This window comes from Verrucomicrobiota bacterium, from assembly GCA_027622555.1.
In the GTDB taxonomy this organism is placed as follows: domain Bacteria; phylum Verrucomicrobiota; class Verrucomicrobiia; order Opitutales; family UBA2995; genus UBA2995.
Genome location: JAQBYJ010000003.1, coordinates 97,735 through 117,724 on the forward strand (window position 1 = coordinate 97,735; position 19,990 = coordinate 117,724).

Annotated in this window: 19 protein-coding genes; 11 read left to right on the forward strand and 8 right to left on the reverse strand. The window is 48.9% G+C overall.

Features of this window, described 5'->3' with window-relative positions; translation table 11 throughout:
- Positions 1-3 precede the first annotated feature (3 nt).
- From O3C43_01725 to xseA, 5 genes are all read left to right on the forward strand, one after another.
- Complete coding sequence (locus O3C43_01725; protein MDA1065200.1) at positions 4-318, forward strand: hypothetical protein; 315 nt, start codon at positions 4-6, stop codon at positions 316-318.
- The gene (locus tag O3C43_01730) at positions 260-886 is read left to right on the forward strand and encodes an SDR family NAD(P)-dependent oxidoreductase (protein MDA1065201.1); all 627 of its coding nucleotides are present in this window, start codon (positions 260-262) and stop codon (positions 884-886) included. Before O3C43_01725 ends, O3C43_01730 begins: the two co-directional genes overlap by 59 nt.
- 124 nt (positions 887-1,010) lie before the next feature.
- Positions 1,011-2,444, forward strand: coding sequence for a bifunctional class I SAM-dependent methyltransferase/glycosyltransferase family 2 protein (locus O3C43_01735; protein MDA1065202.1), 1,434 nt, complete (start codon positions 1,011-1,013; stop codon positions 2,442-2,444).
- A gap of 144 nt (positions 2,445-2,588) precedes the next feature.
- Positions 2,589-3,275 carry a VTT domain-containing protein gene (locus O3C43_01740; GenBank protein MDA1065203.1) on the forward strand — a complete coding sequence of 229 codons (687 nt, stop codon included), beginning with the start codon at positions 2,589-2,591 and terminating at the stop codon, positions 3,273-3,275.
- Complete coding sequence (gene xseA, locus O3C43_01745) at positions 3,232-4,584, forward strand: exodeoxyribonuclease VII large subunit (GenBank protein MDA1065204.1); 1,353 nt, start codon at positions 3,232-3,234, stop codon at positions 4,582-4,584. Before O3C43_01740 ends, xseA begins: the two co-directional genes overlap by 44 nt.
- Positions 4,585-4,653: 69 nt before the next feature.
- Here xseA and O3C43_01750 read toward each other — a convergent pair whose 3' ends face one another.
- Genes O3C43_01750 through O3C43_01760 form a run of 3 tightly spaced genes read right to left on the reverse strand, consistent with a single transcriptional unit; the run spans position 4,654 to position 7,990 of the window.
- Positions 4,654-5,814, reverse strand: a complete 1,161-nt coding sequence (locus O3C43_01750; GenBank protein MDA1065205.1) for a Gfo/Idh/MocA family oxidoreductase — start codon at positions 5,812-5,814, stop codon at positions 4,654-4,656.
- A 22-nt stretch (positions 5,815-5,836) separates the two neighbouring features.
- Positions 5,837-6,916 carry a Gfo/Idh/MocA family oxidoreductase gene (locus O3C43_01755; protein MDA1065206.1) on the reverse strand — a complete coding sequence of 360 codons (1,080 nt, stop codon included), beginning with the start codon at positions 6,914-6,916 and terminating at the stop codon, positions 5,837-5,839.
- A 30-nt stretch (positions 6,917-6,946) separates the two neighbouring features.
- Positions 6,947-7,990, reverse strand: a complete 1,044-nt coding sequence (locus tag O3C43_01760) for a sugar phosphate isomerase/epimerase (protein MDA1065207.1) — start codon at positions 7,988-7,990, stop codon at positions 6,947-6,949.
- 170 nt (positions 7,991-8,160) lie between these two features.
- Between O3C43_01760 and O3C43_01765 the strand changes: the two genes are divergently transcribed.
- Together O3C43_01765 and O3C43_01770 are read left to right on the forward strand one after the other, a co-directional pair.
- Positions 8,161-8,829: a hypothetical protein gene (locus tag O3C43_01765; protein ID MDA1065208.1), complete on the forward strand. Its 669-nt coding sequence runs from the start codon at positions 8,161-8,163 to the stop codon at positions 8,827-8,829.
- Between the two features lie 3 nt (positions 8,830-8,832).
- Entirely contained in the window at positions 8,833-9,627 is a 795-nt protein-coding gene (locus tag O3C43_01770; protein MDA1065209.1) for an Fpg/Nei family DNA glycosylase, read from the forward strand.
- A gap of 24 nt (positions 9,628-9,651) precedes the next feature.
- Here O3C43_01770 and O3C43_01775 read toward each other — a convergent pair whose 3' ends face one another.
- Positions 9,652-10,932, reverse strand: coding sequence for a DUF1343 domain-containing protein (locus O3C43_01775; GenBank protein ID MDA1065210.1), 1,281 nt, complete (start codon positions 10,930-10,932; stop codon positions 9,652-9,654).
- Between the two features lie 39 nt (positions 10,933-10,971).
- Positions 10,972-11,532, reverse strand: a complete 561-nt coding sequence (locus O3C43_01780; GenBank protein MDA1065211.1) for a DUF2062 domain-containing protein — start codon at positions 11,530-11,532, stop codon at positions 10,972-10,974.
- Positions 11,533-11,842: 310 nt separating this feature from the next.
- Between O3C43_01780 and O3C43_01785 the strand changes: the two genes are divergently transcribed.
- Both O3C43_01785 and O3C43_01790 read left to right on the forward strand, forming a co-directional pair.
- On the forward strand, positions 11,843-12,532 hold the full coding sequence (locus O3C43_01785; protein MDA1065212.1) for a hypothetical protein: 690 nt from the start codon (positions 11,843-11,845) through the stop codon (positions 12,530-12,532).
- A gap of 89 nt (positions 12,533-12,621) precedes the next feature.
- Complete coding sequence (locus tag O3C43_01790; protein ID MDA1065213.1) at positions 12,622-13,590, forward strand: transposase; 969 nt, start codon at positions 12,622-12,624, stop codon at positions 13,588-13,590.
- Positions 13,591-13,600: 10 nt separating this feature from the next.
- On the opposite strand, the gene O3C43_01795 is transcribed toward O3C43_01790, so the two are convergent.
- Complete coding sequence (locus O3C43_01795) at positions 13,601-14,767, reverse strand: glycerate kinase (GenBank protein ID MDA1065214.1); 1,167 nt, start codon at positions 14,765-14,767, stop codon at positions 13,601-13,603.
- Between the two features lie 22 nt (positions 14,768-14,789).
- Positions 14,790-17,795 carry an aminomethyl-transferring glycine dehydrogenase subunit GcvPB gene (gene gcvPB, locus O3C43_01800; protein ID MDA1065215.1) on the reverse strand — a complete coding sequence of 1,002 codons (3,006 nt, stop codon included), beginning with the start codon at positions 17,793-17,795 and terminating at the stop codon, positions 14,790-14,792.
- Between the two features lie 95 nt (positions 17,796-17,890).
- Between gcvPB and nth the strand changes: the two genes are divergently transcribed.
- The gene (nth, locus tag O3C43_01805; protein ID MDA1065216.1) at positions 17,891-18,544 is read left to right on the forward strand and encodes an endonuclease III; all 654 of its coding nucleotides are present in this window, start codon (positions 17,891-17,893) and stop codon (positions 18,542-18,544) included.
- Positions 18,545-18,558: 14 nt separating this feature from the next.
- Here the strand turns inward: nth and O3C43_01810 are convergent, their stop codons facing one another.
- On the reverse strand, positions 18,559-19,122 hold the full coding sequence (locus O3C43_01810) for a thermonuclease family protein (GenBank protein MDA1065217.1): 564 nt from the start codon (positions 19,120-19,122) through the stop codon (positions 18,559-18,561).
- A 329-nt stretch (positions 19,123-19,451) separates the two neighbouring features.
- Between O3C43_01810 and O3C43_01815 the strand changes: the two genes are divergently transcribed.
- Positions 19,452-19,916, forward strand: a complete 465-nt coding sequence (locus O3C43_01815) for a hypothetical protein (GenBank protein MDA1065218.1) — start codon at positions 19,452-19,454, stop codon at positions 19,914-19,916.
- The last annotated feature ends 74 nt before the right edge of the window (positions 19,917-19,990 follow it).

Below are 19,990 nucleotides of genomic sequence, written 5' to 3' on the forward strand. Positions count from 1 at the left end.
GCCATGCCTGGCAGCGAAATGACCAAACAAGTGAACAAGACCATTTTTATCATCCGAATCTTTTTCTTCATGATCTGCGTTATGGGGAGTTGGCTCGTTTGCTTTACGGTCAAAGAGTGGGATCATTATCAGCTCCTTGCTATCGGGATCGGCTGTATGCTGGGATCTTTGGTGATCTTGGTAGATGTTTTTTTAAAAGGATTTTCTCTTCGGGGTCTTACAGCCCTTTCATTTGGTTTGGGGACGGAACAAAGAACATTTGGAGAGCATTGGGAAGAACCTCGAGGTTCTGGGCGCAACCGGGATCTGGGAGTATGAAATCGATTTGGACCAATGCGACCTTCACGCCAGCAAACTGGAAGCAACCGTTGCGGAGGCTGGCCCAATAGACATAGCCATCATTGCCCATGGTGTTCTACCTGATCAGCAAACTATCCAGGACGACTTTCCGGCAATTCAGGCATCGATCCATACCAACTTCCTGAGCTATGCTTCTCTTCTAACCGTTTTGGCTCTGTACTTTGAAACACGAAAAAGTGGTACCATTGCTTCGATCACTTCGGTCGCTGCAGACAGGGGAAGAAAGAGTAATTTTGTGTATGGATCAGCCAAAGCAGGGGCCTCTGCTTTTACCGATGGCTTGAGAGGTCGATTAGCCGCCTCGGGAGTGCATGTTGTGAATATTAAGCCGGGAATGGTCGATACTCCGATGACTCGGCATCTCAAGAAGGGTCTACTCTTTGCCTCTCCTGAATCAGTGGCCCGGGGTATTGTAAACGCTATTCAAAAAAAGAAATCTACTGCTTACGTACCCGGATATTGGAGACTTATCATGTTTATCGTCCGTTCAATTCCTGAATCAATTTTTAAGAAAATGAATTTCTAAATAATCCTCACCACATCCGATTTTCGATCGAAGCTTCCTCGCTTTAGTATTCCTTAAGGGAATCTACTTGAAGACGATTTGAGACACCTCACACTATTTAACTTACCCTTCCTATCCTTAATCTATGAGTTTCAAAGAACACTTTGACTGGGTCGCTGAAAACGATTCCGGTCCCCGCAACGCGCAGCGTTCATTTCACTCCCAGATTCAGGGGATTCTTAGGTATCATATTCCGGAAAAATCGAGGGTACTCGAATGGGGTTGTGGCCCTGGCGAGCTTCTGGAATCACTCAAGCCTTCCCGAGGACTTGGAGTGGATCTGAGTCCAAAGATGATTGAGCGAGCCAGAGGCGAACGCGACCTTCCCAACCTCGAGTTTCGCGAGGGCGATTTACATACCGATGAAATCGATGAAGAGTTTGACGCGGTTATTATGGATTATCTACCGGGATATTTACAGGATATCCATGCCAGCATTTCCAACCTGCGCAAGTCGTGTCATCCTCGCACTCGCTTGTATGTTTTGTCGCTTAATCAAGTCTACAAGCCGTTGTTAGGTATGGCGAAATGGCTTGGCCTTGTGACGAAACAGCCTGAAAGCAATTGGCTGAGCAAAACAGACCTCTGCAACATACTTGAACTCAATGGATTTGAAGTGCTTACGAAGACGACCGAGCAAATGTTTCCATTTCGCGTTCCTTTATTGAGTGGATTCTTCAATCGCTTTTTAGTGCGGCTTCCATTCTTTCGACATTTGGGAATGTCCAATTTAATTGTGGCACGTCCTACCGTTAAACCACGGCTGGAAGGTGATATTTCCTGTTCAGTAATCGTACCTGCGCGAAATGAGTCCGGCAATGTTCTAGCGGCCCTTGAACGCATACCCACGCTTGGGAAGCAAACGGAAATAATCTTTGTCGAAGGTAATAGTACCGACGATACGTGGGATGTAATTCAACGCGAAACCGCTGCCTACAAAGGTCCTCACAAAATAAAAATTCTTCAGCAGCCCGGAAAAGGGAAATGGGACGCGGTCTTCGCCGGTTTTACAGTCGCTGAAGGAGATGTGTTGGTGATTCAGGATGCCGACTTAACAGCTCCACCCGAAGACTTACCCAAATTTTATGAAGCGATCGCTGAGGGTAGGGCAGAATTCGCCAACGGCTGTCGCCTTGTTTATCCGATGGAGTCAGAAGCCATGCGCTTCCTGAATCTTCTGGGAAATAAATTCTTCGCCGTAGCTTTGAGTTTTGTCCTTGGCCAAGATTTTAAGGATAGTCTGTGCGGAACAAAAATGATGCTTCGGACTGACTACCAACGGCTGTTAAAACGCATCCGTATTCTTGGCGATTTTGACCCGTTTGGCGATTTCAATCTCCTGTTCGGTAGTGCCATGCTTGATCTGAAAATTCGGGACATCCTGGTACGCTACAAAGATCGGTCTTATGGAGATACCAACATATCACGGTTCAGCCACGGGTGGATTTTGTTGAAGATGACCTTCTTTGGATTGAGGAAAATAAAATTTTCTTCGGTCGATCACACAAAACAGCATTAATGCGAGCGAGCATTCTGCTAGGGGATGGAGGGTCGATCTTGAACCCGTTTATGTCCTTCCGCGAATCGTAATTGTATTAATGTCAAGAACTGCCAATCGCTGACTTGCATTCTTTAGGTGGGTCTCCGAGTCTCGCTACGTCCCATGGGAGATTGGATCAATAAGCAAAAATTATTAGTATTAGTCGGTGTTTTGTTCTTGGGAGCATTGTGTCTTTGGGGCCTGCTTTCTTTTACCGATATCGGGATAGATGATCTCAAATCCTGGATTAACTTCTGGATTGAGGAACTTCAAACTTGGCCCGCCCTTCTGTTCTTTTTGATGGTCGCGATTCTTCCTCTATTGGGGTTTCCCATTTCGCCCTTGGTTATCATAGCCAGCATCCGATTTGGAATTGCGGGTGCCATACCCTTTGTCCTTTCGGCTCTCGCGGTAAATTTTATTCTGGCCTATTGGATCAGCACCAAGCTGCTGCACAATTTTATTCAGAAAATTGTGGCTCGCTGGAATTACGAGCTGCCACGTGTGAAGGAGGGCGATGCAGTTAAATGGATATTTGTCATTCGCCTGTGCGGTGCTCCATTGGTCGCGCAAAATTATGTGCTTGGTCTGTCCTACGTTCCATTTTGGCCTTACTTATGGATCTCCATGGTGGCTCAGGCTCCAATAATAATTGGCGTCATTATCTTTGGAGATTCCTTCTTTTCCGGAAACATTGGCAAAGCGCTTTTGGGATTGGGCCTGCTTGTCGTTGCCTTTATTGCCATTTCCTATTTCAGAAAACGTTATGCACAACCAGAACCAGGATCTGCTGATACCGCCGGCGGATGAGATCGCTTCGGTCTCGGAATTCACTCAGAAAGTAAAGTACCTGCTCGAGACTGAAATCGGGGGTGCTTGGATTCGTGGTGAAGTATCCAACCTGCGTCGCCAGTCGAGCGGCCATGTTTATTTTTCCCTTAAAGACGAGGGTAGCCAGGTAACTTCCGTTATGTTTCGAAACGATGCTTTGAAGCAAAGTGTCGATCTTGAAGATGGCATGCAGGTGATTGTATTTGGGCAAATCAGTGTTTATGAGCCGAGGGGAAATTACCAGTTGATCGTTCGTTTGGTCGTCATGGATGGTCTCGGTCGTTTGCAGCAGGAGTTTGAACGGTTGAAGGTGCGCTTGCAGAAAGAGGGATTATTTGATGCGGAGACAAAAAAGAAGATCCCCAGCTTTCCACGTGCGGTTGGAATTATCACATCACCTACCGGGGCGGCTGTGCAGGATTTTATCCGCATTCTAAAACGCCGCGAATGGGTTGGGCACGTTATTGTTTTACCAGCAAAAGTTCAGGGTGAAGGCTCAGCCTCTGAGATTGCAGGCATGATTGATTTTGCACAAAAACTGTCTGGACTGGAACTACTGGTGGTTGGTCGTGGTGGAGGTAGTCTGGAGGATTTGTGGGCTTTTAATGAAGAGGTGGTTGTGCGGGCGATTCATAGGTCCGGCATTCCTGTTATATCGGCTGTGGGCCATGAGATTGATTTCACCTTATCTGATTTTGTTGCCGATCTCCGCGCGGAAACACCATCCGCAGCAGCAGAAATTATTAGCACCGATTACCTGCAGCTTATTGATCGCTTTGACTCCGCGGCCGACAATCTTAGCTATTGGGTTCAGGAAGGATTGAGTTCCAGGAAGGAAGCACTTGAGGTAAATCGGCGACACCTGGATTTGCTTTCTCCGGTTGGTCGGATTGAGCAGGGGCAACTAAGATTGGACGATCTTACCAACCGGATGAAGGGTGTACTGACTTCCGAGATCCTTAAGAATCAGAACCGACTGAAGGAAATGAATCACAAGGTAAAGAGTATGGATCCGTTACCAAGAATTGAACGATACCGCGTTTATGTGGAGGCACTGGGTCGCCGTGCTGATACTCAAATAAATACCAGGGTTCTTCAAAGTAGAAGTCGCTATTTGCAATCGGAGTCTCTTCTCAGATCCCTCAGTCCTGTTTCGATTTTGAATCGTGGATATGCGATTGTTCGAGATGATGTGGGAAGACCGATTGTTTCAAAGAAGTCTATTCAACCGGGCGATAAGGTGAGAGTGCAATTTAAGGACGGTGAAGTTCCTTTGATTGGTGATTAGTTTTCTTTTGTCTTAAACAAAAAACCCTGCCGGGCTGGCCGACAGGGTTTGGTAAAGTTTTAGGCTTGGTTACAGCTTTGGAAACTTGGTCCACTTCGCTTTGGAATTGCTCGACTTAACTACCGACTCGATAAACGCCATTCCGTAAATGCCGTCGTCGATATTCGGGAAGTCGTAGCTCTTCTTCAGTTTTTTGCCACTTACCTCATCTGAAATGGCTTCGGCGGCAGCGAGGTAAACATTGGCAAATGCCTCAATAAATCCTTCCGGGTGGGCAAACGGTGTCCGGGAGTTATTCTGGGCTGCTTTGCCGAGGTAATCATTGCCGCGACGCAGTATCTGACGTGGTTTGTCCGCGTATTTAATAATCAACTCGTTCGGATCTTCCTGATGCCACTCGAGTGACGCTTTTGTTCCGTACACTCGGATCGTTAAGGCGTTTTCGTCTCCGTTGGAAATCTGTGAGGCGTAAAGAATCCCTTTTGCTCCACCTTTGTAACGGATCAGGACATTGCCGTCGTCGTCCAATTGGCGGCCTGGAATAAACGCGGTTAATTCAGCACAGAGCTCATCAATCTCGAGCCCAGTGATGTAGTGAACCAGATTCTCGGCATGGGTGCCAATGTCTCCCATACAATTAGAAGCTCCCGCGACTTTGGGATCCGTTCGCCAGGAATTTATTTTGGTCGGACCTTTTCGGTCAACGTCACCCACGGCATAACCCTGTGGATACTCGGACACTACTTTCAGAAGACGTCCAAGCTTGCCATTTTTAACAAACTCGCGTGCCTCTTTGACCATGGGATAACCCGTGTAATTGTGAGTGAGGGCAAACACTTTGCCAGACTTTTCAACCACCTTCTTCAGCTCCTTGGCCTCTTTCAAATTAAAGGCCAATGGTTTGTCACAAATGACATTGATACCGGCCTTGAGGAACGCTGTGGCGACTGGGACGTGTAGATTGTTGCGGACAACAATGCTCACGAAATCGATGCGCTGGTCTGCAGGAAGAGCCGCTTCCTTTTTCGCCATGTCTTCGTAGGAGGTATAAACGCGCGATGGATCGAGAAAGAAATCCTTACCGGACAATTTCGATGTTTTGGCCTTGGAGGAAAAGCAACCAGCTACCAGCTCGATTTTTCCGTCAAGGTTTGCGGCCATACGGTGAACGGCACCAATAAATGCACCTCGGCCACCGCCGACCATTCCCATTCTTAGTTTTCTATTCATTACAAGTTCGAGTGTTTAGAAATTAACATGCCACTGGTTTTCCACTGCTTGCGGATTCGTAGAGCGCATCGATAACTTTCATCAGTGATAGTGCTTGATCAGGCGTATTCAGTGGCTCCTCTTTGCCTTCGATCGTTGCGATGAAATTGGCGGCAGATCGTGAGCGACCCATATCCTCGCAGGCTTCTGTGATGACCTCGCGGTTTACCGAGTTGCCGTTTTCCTGCACGTAGAGTTCACAACTGTCGATGCCGGTTTCATCCAAACCATCTATGCCAAAGAGTCGTTCGATCTTACCTCCGGCTCCGGTTCCCTGGAAAACGACCGAGACTTCCTCGCGTTTAACCATTTCAGCCCACGACACCTGCATGGTCAAAACCTGACCGGTCTTAAAGGTTACGAATCCATGAGCAGCGCTTTCGACGTCTGTTGTACCGTCTGCGTTGTCAGGAATGCCCCAGGGGCCTTTGAAGTTTTTGTCGGTGATAAAATCGTCGAACGTTGCACCCAGGACGTATGCGGGTTCTGGATAATCCATCAGGAACATAGCGAGGTCGACCATGTGAAGCAGATCGATCAATGGACCTCCGCCAGCGAGTGCTTTAGTAGTAAACCAGCCTCCCAAACCAGGGATACCAGTTCTGCGAATCCACTTGGCCTGGGCGGAGTTAATTTTTCCAACCGTTCCATCAGCAACGTATTGCTTCATGGCGTAGGACTCAGGGCGGGCGCGGTTGTTGAAGTTGAACATGACGTGCTTGCCCGCTTTCTCAGCCGCCGCTTGCATGTCCGCTACTTGTGCTGCATTTATCGCGGGTGGTTTTTCACAGAAGGCATGTTTTCCCGACTCCAATACCTGAATGACCAGTGGTGCGTGAAACTTGTTCGGGACGATGACGGAGATCGCGTCCAACTCTTCCATCGCTAATATGGCTTCTACACTGCCAAGCGCAGTGGGGATTCCGTACTTTTCAGCCGCAGCTTGAGCGGCGGGCTCGTACATGTCTGCGATGGCCAGAATCTCCGCGCCTGCCTGGCGAAATCCAGCAATGTGATACTGAGCCATTCCTCCGGCTCCGATAATTCCTATTTTTGTGCTCATAGGTAGTTTTAAGTTCTAAAATAGTTCGGGTTATTGATTGGACTTATCGAAGGCGGCATCAAAGGCCATTTCATTGGGTTTGAAATCGACCGCATTGACGAAAGTGGCCGCTTCTTCTGCTCCGTGGAAACGATCCATTCGTCCGTCTTCCCATTCAACGGAGAGTGGACCTGCATATCCAATGTCATTCAGTGCAACGATGATTTCTTCAAAATCGATGTCTCCATGCCCCAGCGAACGGAAATCCCAATAACGTCGTGGATCCGTAAAGTCCGTGTGTCCGCCGAATACGCCAACTGAGCCATCACCATGGCCCCACCATACGTCCTTCATGTGAACATGGTAAATACGGCTGGCAAAATCGCGGATAAATTTTACGTAGTCCACTCCTTGATAACCGAGGTGGGATGGGTCGTAGTTGAATCCAAATCGTTTGTGTCCTTTAACCGCATCAATCGCGCGACCCGCTGAGGCAATGTCGAATGCGATTTCAGTTGGGTGAACTTCCAAAGCGAAGTTAACATTAACTGCATCAAATGCATCGAGGATAGGGATAAAGCGTTTGGCAAAGTCCTGATAGCCTTTCTCGTACATGGCCTGAGTAGTGGGAGGGAAAGCATAAAGCATGTGCCAGATACTTGATCCTGTAAATCCATTCACTACGGCTGGAAAATCATCTTTCTTTTTTCGGCCAGGTTTCAGGTCCATGAATTTGCGACAAGCCTTGCCTGCAGTTATCATGTCGCGGGCGGCACGTTTGCGAACACCCTCTGGGTTTCCATTGCCCCAAATTTGATCGGATAGAATTGCCTTGTGGCGTTCGTCGACGAGATCGCAAATGGCCTGACCTGACAGATGATTGGAAATCGCGTAGCAGGTGAGTCCGTTGTCCGATAGAAGCTCCCATTTGTCTTTGAGGTACTGCTTGCTCTTATTGGCCCGAATGACATCGAAATGATCTCCCCAGCAGGCGAGTTCGAGGCCATCGTAACCCATGGCTTTTGCTTTTGGTGCTAGTTCTTCCAAGGGCAAATCTGCCCATTGGCCGGTGAATAGGGTGCATGTTCTAGACATAAAGATAGAGGTGTTTCCTAGGTTAATTCTGATTGCTCCGAGCAGGGCTCGGACCGGATGAAAGATTTTTAGTAAGCCGTTTTGCCGACACGGTTGGCAATTCAAAAAATGATTAACTCTGGATTAAACCGGGTATTGCCGATCAGCCATCTTTGCCCATAGCATAAGGGATGATTGGAAAATGGCGAATAGGCGTTTTGTCTTTGGCCGGCGTTTGGCTGGCAGGATCTTTAAATGGAGATCCACCGGAAGACTGGGGCGCGCAGCATGGAAGGCGTATCGCGTTGCCCAAATTGATCGAACTTATTTCGGGCCACGAGGTTTATGACTGGAAAGAAGAGCTTGCTCCGCTCTTCAAGCAAGTAGCTGAGGAGATAGTGGCAAAAGTGGGTGAGGATCCCATCCATGCGGAGAGAATCAATGAGGTGGGAAATGCGGTTGAGCTTTATGTGCTCGCTGCCCTTAAGAAAGCAGGATTTGAATCTGGGAGGCCTTCACCGCCTTCGGGGAGAAGGAAAACGGCTGGGTATCCCGATCTCTTTGCCGTGAAGGGAAGTGAATATTTCTACATAGAAATAAAAACCTACTCTCCCAAGACGGAGAACAGTAGTCAGCGGACGTTTTATATTTCACCTTCGGAGGATTTTAAAGTTTCCCGTGATGGCTATCATCTCTTGCTCGCATTCTCCACGGAAGAGATTGAAGAGGGAGTGTATTCGTTGTCCGGATTCAAGTTGCTCGATCTGTTTAGTTTGGAGTGCCAGCTAAAGCTTGAGTTCAATGCCAGTAACAAAGACCTCTACGATTCAGGTGCTGGATTGATAGTGGTTGAGGAGTAGCTGATGCCCGAACTGGCTGAAGTAGATTATTTCCGGAAACAATGGTCGCCTGGAATCGGCCAAAAGATCGTTCGTGTAACGTTGCATCCGTGGACGCGTTTATATCGCGATATGTCCCCGGTCGATTTGGCAAAATCATTACCGGGTAGTTGTTTGATCCAGTCTCAAACGCATGGGAAGCAGATGTTGTTTCGATCCGATCGAGATGCCTGGCTTGGCGTCCATTTGGGTATGACCGGCGAGTTGAGCTTCACTGAAGATTCCGCGTATGATGACCACTATGCTCATCTGGTTATTGAAACTGAAAACGGGATATTGCTTTTTAACGACCCACGGCAATTTGGGCGTGTGCGTTTTGATGTGAGTCCCGAAGCTCCGAAATGGTGGGCAGCCCTTCCTCCTGAAGTGCTTTCGAAGGCGTTCAATTTCTCTTATTTCGTTTCTCATTTAAATCGAAGAAAAGGCACTCAACTAAAACCATTTCTATTGATGCAGGATATTTTTCCTGGCGTTGGGAACTGGATGGCCGATGAAATTCTTTGGAGGGCGAGTCTCGCTCCAGGAAGGCGGGTAAAAAGTTTATCCCCGGACGAAAGTCGGCTTATTTTTAATGAAGTTCGATGGGTCTGTAAACATGCCTTAACTATTGTCGGCGATAACTGGGGTGATTTCCCGGACTCCTGGCTATTTAATCACCGTTGGAAAGATGGGGGGATGTGTCCCAAGACCAAACAGTCCTTGAAACGTGAAACTATTGGTGGCCGCACTACTTGTTGGTCACCAGCCTGGCAACAATAGTAGGTTTAATTTCCTCCTACCTCGTCACTTATACAGAAAGTATGGCTTTGTCTTCTCCCGGTAGGCTTTCGCCTGTTTCTCCCATTCATTGACCCAAGCAGCTACGTTTACTCGAGCTCCCTGGGTGGACAGGGCTTTCCACCACGCAGAAGATCCGACGTGTTTGTTGAAAAGGTTCTCTTGGGAAAATGGCACATTGCTGAAGGGATTCGTACCCTGGAATTCTGCTGCGAGCTTCATCATGTAAAAGCTCAACTCGGTGGGCCTTAAGCTGTTGTAATCGGTCACCGCCGTATAAACGCCGATGCCCAGTTTCCCGTTGGACTGGATAAAGCTCTTTTCTTCAAAACGAAGGCCGGGTATATTCATTTGGCTGAGCCGCTGTTGAAGATTCTTGGGAGACACTCCCTCAAAGGTGAGCAGACGAAAGGGGTACTGGGTCCCGATGCCATGTTTAAATCCGCCGATCTGAGCACCGAGTCCGGTCATGGGGTATCCCAGAACAGCTGAGAGATCAGGAATGTTGGGAGACGTTGCCACCCATTGAAGACCCGTATCTGGCCAAAGCATGTTACGATTCCAACCGCGCATGGATAGGATGGTAAGTTGGCCACGTTGTCGGATGGAATCTTCTACATCCAACCAACCTTTGGTCGCCTTGGCCATGCGTGCAATTTCACCTATGGTCAGTCCATGCAAATAAGGCGTTGGAAACGGGCCCACATAACTCTCCCATATTTCTTCCAGAGGCGGGCCGTCTACTTTGATTCCTCCCAACGGGTTGGGTCGATCGAGGACAATGACCTGCTTATTATTTTCAAAACAAGCCTCCATTGTCAGCTTCATGCAGGCAACGTAAGTGTACGAGCGAACTCCCACGTCCTGCAGATCGATGACCATCACGTCGATCCCCTCAAGCATGGATGGTGCTGGCTTTCGGTGCTCACCGTATAGAGAAAAAACAGGTAGGCCTGTTTTCTTGTGAATTCCGCTTTTCACTTTCTCGTCTGCAACCGCAACTCCATCGATCCCATGTTCCGGTCCGTAGAGGGCTTTCAGGTTAACCACATTTGATCGATTCAACAAATCAATGCTGCTCACTCCGTACCGATTCACGCCGGCTTTGTGAGTCAGGAGGCCAATTCTTTTTCCCTTTAAAATGGAATAGTCTGTGGATTCGAGCACATCGATCCCCAGCATGATTTTTGAAGCGGCTTCCAGCTGGCCGGAATTCAGCCCGAAGAGTATAAGCGCGAAAGCAAAGCTGGAGTTGAAAAAAAAGTTTCTGAATGACGGAGTCGGCATACCTGCTGGTTTTGGGTGACTATAAGCAGGGAATGTCCTTTAAAGGGCAACTTCAGAAATGCGCTCACTCCATTTTAGCCGAACCATGTAGACTCCGTATAAGAGCAATCCCACCACCGTTCCTAAAACGGCCCCACCAAGCATGGTCGAATTTACTCCCGTCAAAACCGTTTCCGAGACGGTTTCTTTCATTGGCTCAAATCCAACAACATTGAGCAACCAGGAACCTACTTTATAGTTGGCAAGGTATATGGGAACGAGCGTGAGTGGATTCGAAATGAACTGAAGGCCTGCGAGGACAGGCAGGTTGACTTTTAAGATCAAAGCCAGAGCCATCACGGTCAGTAATTGGATGCCAAAGAGCGGCAAGAAGGCTACCACTGAACCTACCAGAATCGCCGGACCCACTTTCGATTCCTTGAAGGACCACAGGTATTTGCGATTTCGAAGGTTGTATCCATATTTCCCCAGGATAGGATAACGATTCAGAGATCCTTTGTTCGGCAACCATCTCAGAAAGGTGCGCATCCGCAAAAGCTTCCGAATGCTTTTTTTGCGCGCATCCGTATTTTTGTCTATCGATGAAGGAGAGAATTCCATTTATGCCCAGAGTAATGGGCTCTTTTCTCACCCCTTTGCAAGCTGCCTGGAAGATTTAACAAATGATTTTCAAATTTAAGGGAAATCAGAGTGATTTTGTTCCTTTATTGAGTGTCCCCGATCCTTAGCGAAGTAGAAAAACTTTCACCTTTTGGTGAATGGGATAAATTGTAAAGTGTCTGGATGTCACGTCACTATACGATGAAAAATCCACGGATCGAGATCGAATTCCGTACGATGGAAGAAGCGAGCGCGAAGGGCGGAGTGTTTGCGCGGCATAGGGCAGGAGGGAGCGTCCGCGCTGTGGCGCTTGAACCGTGCGTTCATCGCCTGGGCCTTGCCGAAGATCGCGGATGGCCGGCTGTTGCACTGCGGTCAGCTGGAGCTGTTTTTTGACGACACGCAATTGGAGGTGAGCGGCAAACACTTCGAAGGGGCGGTTATGAACTACGAGGGCAATACCACGCTGTCCTGGCAGACGCTGTGGACCGGTCCGTTTCTGGCGGCGGGCGAACTGGGTGTGGGCAGCCGCGATTGCAGCGAGCTGATGCCGGGGCAGTTGAAGGGGTGTTCGGAGCTTTGGAAAGACTACCGCAGTTACCTCTACGCTGACAGTGGTTCGAGCGCGGGCAAGTATCTGGAGTCGATGGCCGGATCGGTCGATCAGTTCAGCGTGAGTTACAACAAGTGGACCGAGGGTCCGGAGCGTTGCGCAAAGGAACTGCCCGAATCGGTCTGGAGCGCTGAGCGGATCATCCGCTGGCGCGACGGCAGGGAGGCGGACAGCCAAAGGGGCGGGACAGCCAAAGGGCGGGACAGCCAAAGGGGACAGCCAAAGGGGACACACCTTGGGGACAGCCAAAGGGGGACAGCCAAAGGGGACACACCTTGGATGTTGACAAAATGCGTTGAAATTTCTCTCCTTCCTTCTTCCATGGCGAGAAAGGCACGGGGGGAGAATAGGGAACTTAAAAGGGGGAACTTAAAAGGGACAGGCTAATTATATAATTGACTCTTCCGCCCCTGATCCTTGAATTTGCCGCATCATCCACTCGTTGCGTTCATCTTAATTCACTGGATTTTTTAATTATGCGAAATGCCCGTCTCAAAGTTCTAGGCCAGTCGGCCGTGTATCATTGCGTTACCCGTGTGGTTGGGGGAGCGATGCTTTTGGATAAGCAGGCAAAAGAGGTACTGCGTAAGCAGATCTGGTATATGGCCCGGTTTTGCGGGGTGGAAATTTTGACTTACTGTATTATGACCAATCACTTCCATGTGTTGGTGCGTGTGCCGGAAGGGCAGAAGATGAGTGATGATGAGTTGGTTGCACGCTTTGCCCAGTTGTATGGCAATCAAAAGGGTAAGGTGGAGACTTTGGAGGCAGTGTTGAAGAAGGGCGGGGAAGAGGCCCAGGCGGAACGCGATAAACTGCTGTCCCGGATGGGTGATGTCTCTTTGTTTATGAAAGAGTTAAAGCAGCGGTTCAGTATTTGGTATAACAAGAGTCACCGTCGTTATGGAACCTTGTGGGCGGAGCGGTTTAAGAGTGTGTTGATTGAAGATACCGCCGCCTGTCTGAGAACGGTCGCCGCTTACATTGACTTGAATCCGGTGCGGGCCGGAATCGTGGAAGATCCGAAGGACTACCGTTACTGCGCTTATGCCGAAGCCGTTACGGGAAATGAGGAGGCCAAGAACGGCCTTTGCCGGGTTTTGAACATCAAGACGGCCAAGAAAATGCTTTCCGAATACCGGAAGATTCTGTTCCTGATGGGATCTACCACCTCCCGTGAAAGCCAGAAGGCTATGAGCCGGGAAAAGGTTAAGCAAGTAGTTGAGCAGGATGGTGAATTACCCGTGGGCCAGGTGCTTCGGCTTAAGGTCCGATACTTTACCGACGGCATGGTCCTGGGATCGAAGGAGTACGTGGATCAGATTTTCAAAAGCCACCGCCACTTGTTCGGCAAGAATCGCAAAACCGGTGCCCGTCAGATGGTGGGAATGAAGGACAGTGGGATGACGGTGATGCGAAACTTGCGAAAAGGGGTCTTTTCGTAGGCGAAGCTTTTTAATGACTCAATAGTGATTTCGTAGCTTCTGCTAGGAACTCTGGCCCTTGGTCCAAGGCTTTTTTAAGGGGGATGTTTTTTGGAGAAATCTCTACGAATTCCAGTCTTTCATGCCGGGGAAATAGGTCTCTTGAGACGTCAATCTGGCCGGCCATGATGGTCACGCGTTTGCCTTTTGATAGTGCTTTATGGGCGAGGGTGCCGGGGCCTTTGCCTTGGAGAGAGCTGGCATCGAATTTACCTTCGCCAGTGATGAGCCAGTCGCAGGCGTTTATCTTTTCGGGTAGGTTGAGCCATTGGGAGACGAGGTCGAAGCCGGGGAGAAGTTCAACGTCGCAACAGGTGCTCAGGCCAAAGGTGATGCCGCCAGCAGCACCGCTTCCGGGGACTTCTGTAAGGCTCCAGGCTTTGTTGAGGTGGTCGCAAAGCAGCTGGGCGATCTTTTTTCCCTGCTCTTCAATTTTTGAATGATCCTCGGGCTTCAGTCCTTTCTGCGGTCCGTAAATGGCTGCTGCGCCTTGAGGCCCAAACAGCGGGTTCTGGACATCGCAGGCGATTTTGAAAGGAGGTAGATTTTCTGGGATTGATCCTTCGATGTGATGGACCTGTGCCCAGAGCTCGGGGCGGATGGGTTGGAGGAGCTGATTGTCTTTGTCGTAGAAACGGAGGCCGAGTGCTTCAAGAACGCCGAGGCCAAGGTCATTGGTGGAACTTCCGCCAACGCCCAGCAGGATGGTTTCCGCTTGTTGGTCAATGGCCTTGCGAATGAGTTCACCTGTTCCGAGTGAGCTTGTCTTCCAGCAATCACGTTGATCGATGGGTAATTCCTGCAATCCAGAAGCTTGGGCCATTTCGATGATGGCGACCTTGCTCGATGCGTGAAGTTTCCAATCGACTCTGGTTTGTTCGCTGAGGGCTTCTCCTTTAACCCAACCGAGTTGTGCTTCAATTGTCTGAAACAATGAACCGGGTACGGTGTGGATTTCCAGTATCCCGTTTTGAGCGGTTGTAAGTATTTCGCAAAAGCCTTCGCCACCATCAGCCAAGGCCACGGTTTCAATTGCCCAATCCGGATGTTTTTCAGAAAGTACTTTTTCTACCACCTTGCCTGCTTCAAACGCTGTCATGGAATCTTTGAACTTATCGAAACAGATGAGAAGATTCATGAGCAGTAAAGCGGAAGGTTATTTATGCGTGGGCCATGAGCTTCTCATAGATTTCGTTGATCGAGCTTGCCTGAAGTTCCTTGGCCGGGATGCGGTTTGTTGGCACTTCGGGGAGGTGAGTCAGGGCTTCGTTTAACTGGAGTTGGCGATTGGCTGATACTTCATCGACACGATCGATCGGCGTAAAGAGCGGTGCCTTGTTAAGCAGGCTAGGGGCTTCATGAATAATTTTGCGAATCGCAAGGACGGCTTCCGTAAAACGATCAAGTTCCGCCTTGGTATAGCTTTCTGTCGGTTCGAACATGAGTCCGTACACCTCGGGGAATGCAACGGTTGGGGCGTGGAAGCCGAAATCTAAAAAGAGTTTTCCAATACGTGGAATGACCACGGCTTTGGGAATTCCTGCTTCTTCCAGTTTATCAAAATCGGCGTCATCCAGGGTGAGGATGAACTCATGCATACGAGGAATATCCTCTGCGTTTTTTGGGAGGCAGGGAAAATGTGCTCCGAGAGTTTTGAACAGGTATTGAGAAGAGAGAACTGCGACGGCTGACATTTGTTTGATCCCCAATCCACCGAGTCGAAGGAGATAGGTGAAGCAGCGGATCTTATGAGCGAAGTTTCCCCAGTGCCGGTGAAAAGAGCCGATTGAATGAACAGATTTTACGGGGATGTATATTCCATCATCCTTTTGAATCTGAAATCCAGGCAGGAAATCTACCAGCTTGTCGCTAACTGCCACGATAGCATCGCCCGGGCCTCCCCCGCCGTGCGGGATGGTCCAGGTCTTGTGCAAGTTGTTGTGGACGGCGTCGACCCCCAGTGCGCTGAGGTCAACCCAACCAGCGATGGCGTTCATGTTGGCTCCGTCCATGTAAACCAGTCCGCCGGCTTCGTGGATGAGATCAGCCATTTCTTTAAAACGACTTTCGAAGATACCACCCGTGTTTGGATTGGTCACCATGATGCCTGCGACGTGTCCTTCCTGTGCTGAAAGAATTTCACGGAGGCTGTCCATGTTGATCTGGCCCGTTTCGTCGGCTTCCAGATAAGCGATGCCGGTCTTGCGACCGTCGATGATTTTATTTTCGTAGCCGGCCATCGTAGCCGTGGCGAAATTGGTTCCATGCGAACTGCGCGGAATTATGATCACGTCTCGAGCGGTGTCGTTTCGATGGCTATGATAGGCTTGGAAAAGTTTAATGCCGACCAACTCGCCTTGAGCTCCTGCTACGGGTTGAGTGGTGACGCCCGCGAGACCCGTAATTTTCTTAAACCATTCCTGAGTCTCGTAAAGCAAACGGAGATTGCCCTGGACATCGTCGATAGGAGCTTGCGGATGGGAATCGGCGAATCCGGACAAACCCGCAGCCCAATCGTTAATGTATGGGTTGTACTTCATGGTACAGGATCCCAATGGATAACACGTGTCATCCGGACTGATGTTCAGCTCGCCCAGGCGGTCGTAGTAAGCCTTCAATTCGTCTAAAGAGACTTTTGGTAGAGTAAGGTGGGACGAACGTGTTTGTTTTGAGTCGAGCTCCGGCGCGGAGGTGGAATCGGTGGTTGCATCTCCAAGCTCAGCTGCAAAGAAAACTTCAAGCTTCGAAATGTCTTCTGCTGATTGCCTGTCATTAAAAGAGAGCTTTAAAAAGTGACCACTGACTGATGGGAAGCGGTCGGTAACGTCGACGCCAATGTGTAACCCCGCAGCACTGCCTTTAGAAATGAGTTCGGCTGCTGCTATCGGAATTTGGACTACGAATTCATTGAAAAAAGTCTGCCCCGCAAACGGGAATGAAAGGGCCTTCAGCCTGGACAATTTTTGAAACGCTTGAACGGCATTGGAGCGGGCCTTTGAGCAGGCCTTTGTCATGCCGGCATCACCTCGTTGAAGAATCGCTGCCCCAACGATGGTAGCAACGTAGGCCTGATTTGAACAAATGTTTGAAGTAGCTTTTTCTTTTCGGATGTGTTGCTCGCGTGTTGACAGCACCATGACACGACACTCTTTGCCTTGGTTATCTACTGCTTTGCCAACGTAACGTCCCGGGGATTGACGGATGTCATTTTTAACCGAGTCATTCAAGCGAACACCGAAGAGCCCCAATCCCGGGCCTCCAAAGTTTGCACCTAAACCGAGATGTTGACCTTCACCCACGATCATGTCGGTGCCGTGTTCGCCAAAATCTACAGGACGTTTTAGGCCACCGAATGCCAAAAGCATGGGATCGATCACCGCAATACTTTTAACACCTAGCGCGCGCGTGGCGTCGGTTAGTGCATCCACGTCTTCCACGAGCCCATGATGATTCACGTGAGGGAAAACCACTCCCGCCAAACGGTTTCCCAGTTCCGCGGCTGTGGATTGGATTTTGTCCAACGGGGTTCTCCCGGACTCTGAGTCCAGTGGGATCCACCTAACGATAATCTTGGTATCCTGGATCAAGGTTTCGATGACTTCTTTGTCACCGGGATAGATACCCTCGGAAACGATAACGGTATCTGATAGGCGTGTCATGCGAAGGGATGCGCAAATCGCTTCGAAAATAGCGGTTGATCGTTCGTACAGGGATGAGTTCACGGCTTCGAAACCCGTAAGCTCACTCATGCAGCATTGGTAAATCCAGTGGGTTAACAGGGTTCCTTGGCTGCGTTCAGGTTGGTACGGCGTGTAAGAAGTTGTCAGATTACGGATGTTGCAAACGTAAGGAACAATCTCGGGGACTTCGAACTGGGGAAGCCCGTCTCCGAGAAACGAAGTGTGCAGTTTATTCTCCGAAGACCATTCGAACAACCTGTCTTGCAGCTCTTGGTAAGATAATGCGTCCGGAAGATCGAGTGGTTTGGCGAATTTTACGTCTTCAGAGATGTGACTGAATAGTGCATCAATGGAATGAATTTCAATCGACTTCATCATGTCGTCGATATCTTCAGGTGAAGCAGATATGTAATATTCTTTCAGTTCCCTGGGAAGGGCTGAAGGATCGTAGGAAAGAGCAGGGCGTGAGTTGGATATCGGAGGCATTGATTACAAGGGAAATAACCTTTGGTGAAAAAGCAAAAGAGAAATAAACTTGTTTCGTCGCTGCCGTTGAAAATGGTTACTCGAAGTAAACCATTATGATCAAAAAGGAACGCGCAGAATTTATTAGGGCCTATTTGGACAAAAAGTACCCGGAGACCCCCGTACCATTGGACCACAAGGATCCTTATACTTTGCTCGTTGCCGTTTTATTGTCCGCCCAATGCACCGATGTCCGGGTTAACAAGATAACCCCGGCCTTGTTCAAACTCGCGGACAATCCGTTCGACATGGCCAAGAAGAGGGTTGAAACGATACAGAATATCATTCGACCCTGTGGATTATCCCCGCGGAAGTCTCAGGCCATCTCTTGCTTGTCCAAGATCCTGGTAGATCAACACGGTGGAATGGTTCCACAAGATATGGAGGCATTAGAGGCTTTACCCGGTGTTGGACATAAAACGGCTTCAGTTGTTATGTCGCAGGCATTCGGTTTTCCCGCATTTCCTGTTGATACTCATATTCATCGCTTGGCCCAACGGTGGAAATTAACTTCAGGGAAAAATGTGGTCCAAACCGAGCGAGACTTGAAGCGCCTTTTCCCCGAGAGTTCCTGGAATCGCTTACATCTTCAAATTATTTTCTACGGACGCGAGTATTGCTCAGCCCATGCATGTGACGGAACGAAGTGTCCCCTATGCCGCGAATTGTTTCCCAAGCGAAAATCTCCAGTAAAAACCAAGAAGGCGTAAGGGCCGTAGATTGATTATTTTTCGATTTTTCTTTTTGGAGAAGTATCCCGTGGAGATGCCAACCACGGTTTGGTGGTTTCTTCCAGGGACCATAAGCCTCGTTTTTCAGCTACTGCCGATTCATGCAATTCTCTATAATAGGGATTGTTCGGTGCGTCAGGTTCGTAATACCAGGCCCAGCCAGCTTTCATCAGCTCTTCGTTCAAACTCACTTGTTCGCTGTTGTAGACCTCTCCGATAATATCGCCTGCTTGATTCCGCCGAAACTCGAGTACGCGGACTGTATTGTCTCCCACCAATTCTTTAACGAGCGCCAATGCGTCGTTGCCGCCTGCCAATAGGGGATTGGGCGTATCCAGGGCGTTGAGACGAACGGTCATTGTCCCTTCAGGTAATTCAACCAAAAATGTATCGGCTTCCAGCCATTCCTTTATATGACCCATTTCACCGGCCGAGTTTACCCAGCGGCGAAGGAGGCTGGCTTCGCCTGACCGGACTTTGCGAAGGTGGAGAAAGAACATCACAGCAAAACAGCTAACCATAAAGGCCGTGCCGAAAATTATAAATCGTTCTTTCATGGGCTAGCGTGCACAACTGCAGGCTGGAATACATTTCAAGTGTTGTGTTTTCAGTAAAGGAACTTTTTTAATAAGAATGTTCTCCAACAATGTATGGGTACTCCTTTTATTCCTTCTCTTAAACAAGTTTCTGAGGCTTCTACCAAATTGCCAATTCCGGATTTGTGGCCTGATGATAGCTATATAATTCCAATTGCAAACAGCCACGTGACACAGGACTTGAAATTTAGGAAGTTGGCGTTCAAAAATTTAGAAAGTGAACTTTGCTACTATTGGGTTTACGAAGGCAAGATTACCGTCGAAACTCAAGTTGTTTCTTAACAAACCTAATGACTCAGACGAAATTATCCAGCGTGGTTATTGCCGCGGCAGCTCTCTTTTACTCAGGCTGTTCAACGACCAAAACTGAAAATGCGGTTGTCGCACCACCTGCTCCTTCTGTTGTTTCGACTCCGGAACCGGAGGTGGTTCCTGAGCCGGAGATTGTCGAAGTTGTGGAGTTAATCCCAGAACCTGAGATCAAGGTGGAAGTGGCTTTGCCAGAAGTCCAGATGGTGATTCCAGCAGTGCCGAAACCTCTCACTATTCTTGGATTTATTAAATATATAGAACTTGAGGGAGGATTTTTCGGAATTATGACCGAAAGCGGAAGCAAGTATTTTCCCGATTACCTTGATCCGGATTTCAAGGTTGATGGTTTAAGTGTACGTGTTCAAGCAACCCCTCAAGAGCAGATTTTGGGTATCCAGATGTGGGGAACTCCTATTGAGATTATTAAGATAGAATCAAATTAATTGCGACAAAAGGTCACATGGATTTGTAGGGCTTCCTTCTATTTAGACATGGGACATAACGGCGCTTCCATGGA